Source organism: Streptomyces sp. NPDC059900 (assembly GCF_050270335.1).
Classification (GTDB): domain Bacteria; phylum Actinomycetota; class Actinomycetes; order Streptomycetales; family Streptomycetaceae; genus Streptomyces.
Genome location: NZ_JBNNJZ010000474.1, coordinates 1 through 6422 on the forward strand (window position 1 = coordinate 1; position 6422 = coordinate 6422).

Consider the following 6422-nt stretch of genomic DNA (forward strand, 5'->3'; position numbering starts at 1 on the left):
GATGTAGTCCGTACCGGCGGGCCGCCCGAAGCAGAAGAGGACCGGCATCAGCATCGACTTCCCGAAGATGTCGGACGTCGACTCGAACTCCTTCTGCAGCTTGGTGACCTTCTTCTCGACGCTCTTCCCGGAGGGCCGGTCCGGGTCGTCCGCGCAGTTCACGGCCATGAGCGCGGCGGCCATGTTGTCGGCGGGCACGTCCCCGGGCGCGCGCCGCTGCTGGGCCAGCGATCCGCCCATCCGCAGCAGCGCCCGCGGGTCCCCGTCGGCGAGGAGCGCGCCGAGAGCCTGCGAGAGCGCGGGCCACGACTGCCTGCTGTAGAGCGCCTGCCCGAGTACGTCCACGACGTCCTGGCCGGTGAACTCCGAACCGTCCGAGGACTGGAGCGGATACGCGTCGAGCCCCTTGACCAGCTCGGACATGTTGCCGCGGGCCGCGCGCGCGTCGGTGCCGAGGACACAACCGGGGTTCTCCGTGCACCACTTGACGAAGTTGTCGAGCGCGGTCTGGCGGCCTTCCGCGCTGACCAGGGCCTGCTCGGCGACGTCCTCGGTGAGGGTGTCCACGCCGTCGAGGACCATCCGCCCGACGTTCTTCGGGAACTGCGCCGCGTACACGGACCCGAGCCGGGTCCCGTACGAGAAGCCCAGGTAGTTGAGCTTCTTGTCGCCGAGCACCTGCCGCATGACGTCCATGTCGCGCGAGACGTTGACGGTCCCGACGTACGGCAGGACCGGCCCTGACTTCTTCTTGCAGGCCTCGGCTGTCTTGCGCATCTGGTCGAGCATGGCGGCGGGGTCGTCGGAGTCCCCCGCGGCCGCCGGATCATCGGCGCCGGCGTCGTTCCCGCAGCTCACGGGCGAGCTCTCGCCCACACCGCGGGGGTCGAAGGAGACCACGTCATATCCCTTGCCGAGATACTCGAACTCCTTTTGCGAGTTGAGGAGCCCGGAGACCCCGGCGCCGCCCGGGCCGCCGAAGTTCAGCAGGAGCGAGCCGCGCGGCTTGCCGCTGGCCTTGATGCGGACCATGGCGAGCTTGATCGTGTCGCGCTTGGGGTGCGCGTAGTCGAGGGGAACAGTGATCTTGCCGCACCGGATGTTCTTGTCCTCGGGGACGGGCGTGGCGTCGGAGCCGCCGATGAGAAGGCCCGCTCCGCCCTCTTCGCACGCGCCCCACTTGATCTTCTGCGAGTAGTAGCGGGACAGATCGGGCGACGGCGAGGACGACAGCCGGGATGACGGTGATGACGGCGAGGGCGCAGCCGCCGCGCTGTCGCCCGGCAGCCAGGCCCCTGTCCCCATGACGGCCAGCGCGGTAGCGCCGGCGAGCGCAACAGCTCTGCGCACGGCAACCTCCCAGGGTCTGCCCCTCGATCACCCTAAGGGCGGGGCTGCGCCCCCGCCCGTTCAGATGACAGTGAGTGACATTCGCCGGGCGAAATTACCGTGCGTGTCCGTACAGTCCCTCGATCTCCGCCGCGAAGTCCCGCTCGATGGCGTCCCGCTTCAGCTTCAGGGACGGGGTCAGATGGCCGCTCTCCTCGGTGAAATCCACCGGCAGGACGGCGAACCGCCGGATGGATTCGGCACGCGACACGAGCTTGTTCGCCTCGTCGACGGCACGCTGAAGGGTCTCGCGCAGGTCGGCGTCGTCCACCAGGCCGGGGCCCGTGTGCACCTTCTTCTTCATGCGGCACCAGTGCGCGATGCCCTCCGGCTCCAGCGTGATCAGGGCGGTGATGTAGGGCCGGTCGTCGCCGACCACCATGCACTGGCCGACCAGCGGGTGGGCGCGCAGCCAGTCCTCCAGCGGGGCGGGCGCCACGTTCTTGCCGCCGGTGGTGATGAGGATGTCCTTCTTGCGGCCCGTGATGGACAGATATCCGTCGGCGTCGAGGGCGCCGATGTCTCCCGTCGCGAACCACTCCTGCGTCGCGGGCACGGCACGACGGGCCTGCCCGTCCCAGTACCCGGCGAAGACCTGCCCTCCGGCGAGCAGCACCTCGCCGTCGTCCGCGATCCGCACGCGCGTACCGGGCAGCGGCCAGCCGACCGTGCCGAGCCGCGGCTTCAGGGGCGGGGTCACGGTCGCCGCCGCCGTGGTCTCGGTGAGGCCGTACCCCTCGAAGATCTCGATGCCGGCGCCCGCGTAGAAGGCGGCGAGGCGGCGGCCGAGCGGTGAGCCGCCGCAGATCGCGTAGCGCACCTTGCCGCCGAGCGCGGCGCGGATACGCCGGTAGACGAGCGGGTCGTACAGCGCGCGGGCCATGCGCAGCCCGAACGCCGGGCCGGGTCCCGTGCCGTGCTGTTGCGCCTCGACGGCCTCGCCGTAGCGGACGGCGATGCGGGCCGCGCGGTCGAAGGAGGAGGCGCGGCCCATCTTCTCGGCGGTGGCGCGTCCGGTGTTGAAGACCTTTTCGAGTACGTAGGGAATGGCGAGCAGGAAGGTGGGCCGGAATCCCGCCAGATCCCCCAGCAGGTCCTCGGTCTGGATGCTGGGCGCGTGGCCGAGCCTTACCCGCGCGCGCAGACAGCCGACGGCGACCATGCGCCCGAAGACGTGCGAGAGCGGCAGGAAGAGCAGGGTGGACGCAGGCGCCTTGCTGACGGACTTGAAGACCGGGTGGAGCAGCTCGATGGCGTTGTCGACCTCGGCGAAGAAGTTGCCGTGGGTCAGCACGCAGCCCTTGGGCCGCCCGGTCGTCCCGGAGGTGTAGATGAGCGTGGCGACGGAGTCGGGCCCCGACTGCGCCCGCCGCCGCTCCACTTCGGCATCAGAGATGCCCTCCTTGCGCCCCAGCTCGGCGAGCCGCCGCACGTCGCCCTTCTCGAAGGACCACAGGTGCTCCAGGTCGGGCATCCGGTCGCGCTCGGGCCCGAGCGACGCGGCGAGCGCGACGGTCTCGACGGCGAGCGCGACGGCGCCCGAGTCCTGGAGTATCCAGCGGGTCTGGTAGGCGGAGGAGGTCGGATAGACGGGCACGGTGACGAGGCCCGCCGCCCAGCCCGCGAAGTCGAGCAGCGTCCACTCGTACGTCGTACGCGCCATGATGGCGAGCCGGTCCCCCGGAGCAAGCCCCTCGGCGATGAGCCCCTTGGCCACGGCGAGAACCTCGTCGGCGAACTCCGCGGCCGTCACGTCCCGCCACCGCCCGTCGTCCCCCTTCCGGGAGAGCACGGCTTCGGCGGGGGCCTCACGGGCGTTGTCGAAGGGGATGTCGGCGAGGGACCCCTGCCGGACGGCAGCGGCAAAGGGCGGCACCGAGACTTCGCGCACAGCGCCGTCGAGGTGCCGCAGGTGGGGTTCGACGAGGGCGGGTTGCGGGGGGACGGGGGGCATGGGGGCGGCTCCTTGCATATCGGGGGGACAGGTAGGGAATTCAGCCCCTCCGGCGTTTGAGGAGCGGGGTCCGGGGCGGAGCCCCGGGGGTGCCGGGGGCTTGCTGCGGGGGCCCGGGGGCTTGCCCCCGGTTTCGGGAAGGGGTGGGCTTGGGGAGCCGACGGCGAGTCGTCACCCCCTGTTCAGAAGAGGCCCTCACCCCCGCTCGAGAATCGCCGTCACCCCGAGGCCGCCCGCCGCGCAGATCGAGATGAGCCCGCGTCCGGGAGCCCCCCGCTCGGCGAGCAGTTTGGCCAGGGTGGCGACGATCCTCGCACCCGTGGCGGCGAACGGATGCCCCGTGGCCAGCGAAGATCCTGCGACGTTCAGCCGGTCCCGGTCCACGGCCCCCAGGCCCTGCTTCTCCCACGCGGCCAGCGTGGCCAGCACCTGCGAGGCGAACGCCTCGTGGATCTCGACGAAGTCGAAGTCCGCGAGCCCGAGCCCGGCCCGCTCCAGCATCCGCGGCACGGCGTACCCGGGCGCCATCAGCAGTCCGTCCTGACCCCCGGCGACATCACCCCCGACGAAGTCGACCGCGGCGGTCTCGTACGCGCTCAGATACGCCTGCGGTTCGAGCCCGCGCTCCTGCGCCCACTCCTCGCTCGCGAGCAGCGTGAGCGCGGCCCCGTCGGTCAGCGGGGTCGAATTGCCCGCGGTCATGGTCGGGTTGGCGCCCTTCACCCCGAAGACCGGGTTCAGCTTCGCCAGCTTCTCGACGCTCGATCCGGGCCGCAGGTTCTGGTCCCGCTCAAGTCCGCGGAACGGTACGACGAGTCCGTCCAGGAGCCCCCTGTCGTACGCGGCGGCGAGCCGCTGGTGGCTGGTGGCCGCCAGTTCGTCCTGCGCCTCGCGCGTGACGCCCCACGCCTGTGCGGTCACGGCGGCGTGCTCGCCCATGGAAAGCCCGGTGCGGGGCTCGGCGTTGCGCGGGATGTCGGGCACGAGGTGCGAGGGGCGCACGCGGGCGAGCGCCTTGACGCGGCCCCCGGTGGTCTTGGCGCGGCGCGCGGCGAGGAGGATCTTGCGCAGCGAGTCGTTGACGCCGAGCGGGGCGTCGCTCGCGGTGTCGGCGCCGCCCGCCACGGCCGACTCGGTCTGGCCGAGCATGATCTTGTTGGCGGCGGCGATGACGGCTTGCAGGCCGGTGCCGCAGGCCTGCTGGATGTCGTACGCGGGCGTGGTCGGCGCGAGGCGCGAGCCGAGGACGGTCTCGCGGGCGAGGTTGAAGTCCCGGCTGTGCTTGAGCACGGCTCCGGCGACGAACTCGCCCACCGCGCCGGGCTCCTGGAGCCCGTACCGCTCCACGAGTCCGTCGAGCGCGGCGGTCAGCATCTCCTGGTTGGACGCCGTGGCGTACGGGCCGTCGGAGCGCGCGAAGGGGATGCGGCTGCCGCCGATGACCGCCACGCGGCGGGTGGTGGGCAGATTCATGTCTCGACCAACTCCTGACCCTTGAGTAACCTTACTCTGAAGTAAATTTACGACCGAGCTGGGAGTTGGACAATGGCCGACCGCTATCTGAACTTCACGGGCACCGCACCCGGCCGCTTCCTCACCCGGAGGCTCGGCCTGCCCCAGCCCTCGGCCCTGCGGCGCTGGACTCCGGAAAGCCCGCACCTCAAGGGCGAGTTGCTGCATCTGACGGCGGGGAAGTCCGCGTACGAGACGGACCTGGCGTCGATCTTGCAGAAAACGCACCTGAAGCTGACCGGAGATGCCTCCCGCCCGGCAGCGGTGGTCCTTGACGCAACGGGCATAAGCGACACTCCCGGCCTCGCCCTCGTGCACGCGGCGCTGCACCCCGTCGTGCGCTCGGTGGCGGAGAACGGCCGCGTGGTGGTGCTCGGCGCACCGGTCTCGCCCACCGACCACCACCAGGCGGCGGCGCAACAGGCGTTGGAGGGCTTCGTACGCTCCCTGGGCAAGGAGCTGGGCAAGGGCCGCACGGCAACGCTCGTCCGCATGCGCTCGGCGGCGGCCGCGGAGTCCACGCTGCGGTTCCTGCTCTCGCCGAGGTCGGCGTACGTCAGCGGCCAGGTGATCGAGGTCGGAGAGACCGAGCCGACCGCCCCCGGCGACTGGGACCGGCCCCTGTCCGGCCGTACGGCGCTGGTCACCGGGGCGGCCCGGGGAATCGGCGAGGCGGTGGCGGAGGTCCTCGCGCGGGACGGTGCCCACGTGGTCGTACTCGATGTGCCGTCCGCGCAGGCGGATTTGGTACGGATCGCGGACCGGCTCGGCGGTACGGCGCTGCCGCTGGACATCACGGCGGACGACGCCGGGGAACGCATGGCGTCGGCGCTGGCTCCCGGCGGCCTCGACGTCCTCGTCCACAACGCCGGCATCACCCGGGACCGCAAGCTGGCCAACATGCCCGCGGAACGCTGGAACCCGGTCCTGGACGTGAACCTGACGAGCGTGCTGCGCACGACGGACGCGCTGCTGAAGTCCGGGACGCTGAACCGGGGCGGGAGCATCGTGACCACGGCGTCGATCGCCGGCATCGCGGGGAACGTCGGCCAGACGAACTACGCCGCCAGCAAGGCGGGGATCATCGGCCTGGTACGGACCCTCGCGCCGGGCGCGTACGCGGAGCACGGGGTGACGGTGAACGCGGTGGCCCCCGGATTCATCGAGACGAAGATGACGGCGGCGGTGCCTCTCTTCATCCGCGAGGCGGGCCGCAGGATGAACTCCCTGGCCCAGGGAGGCCTGCCGGTGGACGTCGCGGAAACCACGGCATGGCTGGCCTCATCCGCCTCCGGCGCCGTGAACGGCCAGATAATCCGAGTCTGCGGCCAAAGCCTGCTCGGGTCGTAGCCCTCGGAGAAACAGCCCCCTGCCGGCCCCGCAGCACGCCCCCCGAACAGACCTCTCCCACCCACCCACCCGATTGCCCCGCATCCACCCTTCCACGAACAAGCCTTCCCACCCGCCCGATCACCCCGCATCAGCCCCTGACCGAACAAGCTCTCCCGCCCACCCGCCCACCCGCCCACCCGCCCGATTGCCCCGCAGCGACAGCGCGGGGTGGGAG

At 71.4% G+C, this 6422-nt stretch carries 4 protein-coding genes; 1 reads left to right on the top strand and 3 read right to left on the bottom strand.

The window, feature by feature from the left end; translation table 11 throughout:
- The 3 genes from ACQKIP_RS36560 to ACQKIP_RS36570 form a co-directional block, all read right to left on the bottom strand.
- Positions 1-1350, bottom strand: a 1350-nt coding sequence (locus ACQKIP_RS36560) for an alpha/beta fold hydrolase (RefSeq protein ID WP_427745129.1), incomplete at its 3' end; no start/stop codon positions are given.
- Between the two features lie 94 nt (positions 1351-1444).
- Complete coding sequence (locus ACQKIP_RS36565; protein ID WP_365862933.1) at positions 1445-3343, bottom strand: AMP-dependent synthetase/ligase; 1899 nt, start codon at positions 3341-3343, stop codon at positions 1445-1447.
- A 195-nt stretch (positions 3344-3538) separates the two neighbouring features.
- Positions 3539-4816, bottom strand: coding sequence for an acetyl-CoA C-acetyltransferase (locus ACQKIP_RS36570; RefSeq protein ID WP_365862931.1), 1278 nt, complete (start codon positions 4814-4816; stop codon positions 3539-3541).
- Between the two features lie 72 nt (positions 4817-4888).
- On the opposite strand from ACQKIP_RS36570, the gene ACQKIP_RS36575 reads away from it, so the two are divergent.
- Positions 4889-6205 carry a 3-oxoacyl-ACP reductase gene (locus ACQKIP_RS36575; RefSeq protein WP_365862929.1) on the top strand — a complete coding sequence of 439 codons (1317 nt, stop codon included), beginning with the start codon at positions 4889-4891 and terminating at the stop codon, positions 6203-6205.
- Positions 6206-6422: the final 217 nt, after the last annotated feature.

What these genes read in the sequence shown, in the direction of transcription:
- ACQKIP_RS36565 (WP_365862933.1), bottom strand. Translation starts at nt 3,343, where the DNA reads ATGCCCCCCGTCCCCCCGCAACCCGCCCTCGTCGAACCCCACCTGCGG.
- ACQKIP_RS36570 (WP_365862931.1), bottom strand. Translation starts at nt 4,816, where the DNA reads ATGAATCTGCCCACCACCCGCCGCGTGGCGGTCATCGGCGGCAGCCGC.
- ACQKIP_RS36575 (WP_365862929.1), top strand. Translation starts at nt 4,889, where the DNA reads ATGGCCGACCGCTATCTGAACTTCACGGGCACCGCACCCGGCCGCTTC.